At 69.7% G+C, this 595-nt stretch carries 1 protein-coding gene; it reads right to left on the bottom strand.

Annotated elements, in window-relative coordinates; translation table 11 throughout:
• On the bottom strand, positions 1-595 hold a 595-nt coding region (locus ACFQ0E_RS19195), incomplete at both ends, for a hypothetical protein (protein WP_386826643.1).

Here is a 595-nt window from a genome sequence, read left to right as displayed (position 1 = left end):
GCACCCGGGGTCAGCGTCACGTTGCCGCCCACGCCCACCGTCACCGCACCGCCATTCAGCGTGTCGTTGCCCAGCACGCTCGGCAGGTTGCCGCCCGAGCCGCCGTTCACCGGCGTGCCCGTGTAGTCGTCGTCCACCGCGTCGATCGGCGCAGCTCCCACCGTCACCGTCACCGTCGTCGTGCTGCAGTTGCCGGGGTTGAGCTGCTCGCAGATCTGGTACGTCACCGTGTACGTGCCCGCTGGCGTGCCAGGCGCCACGTTCACCGCGCCCGTCGCAGGGTTCAGCGTCACGTTCGGGTTCGTCGTCGCCGTCTGCGTCAGCACCACTGTCGCCAGCGTCGCAGGCGCACCGTTGAGCGTGTCGTTCACCAGCACGTTCGGCACCGCAACGCCGCCAGTGGCGCCGTTCGCCACCGTGCCGCTGTCCGGGTTCGCCACGATCGGCGCCGCTGCCACCGTCACCGTCGCCGTCGCCGTATCGCAGTTCACGCCCGGACCATTGATCACGTCGCAGATCTCGTACGTCACCACGTACGTGCCCGCAGGCGTGCCAGGCGCGACATTCACCGCGCCCGTCAGCGGATCCAGCGTCA

This window comes from Lysobacter brunescens (assembly GCF_042677005.1).
In the GTDB taxonomy this organism is placed as follows: domain Bacteria; phylum Pseudomonadota; class Gammaproteobacteria; order Xanthomonadales; family Xanthomonadaceae; genus Lysobacter_I; species Lysobacter_I brunescens.
The sequence above is the reverse complement of the archived record's forward strand: the minus strand, read 5'-3'. Positions and strand labels throughout refer to the sequence as shown.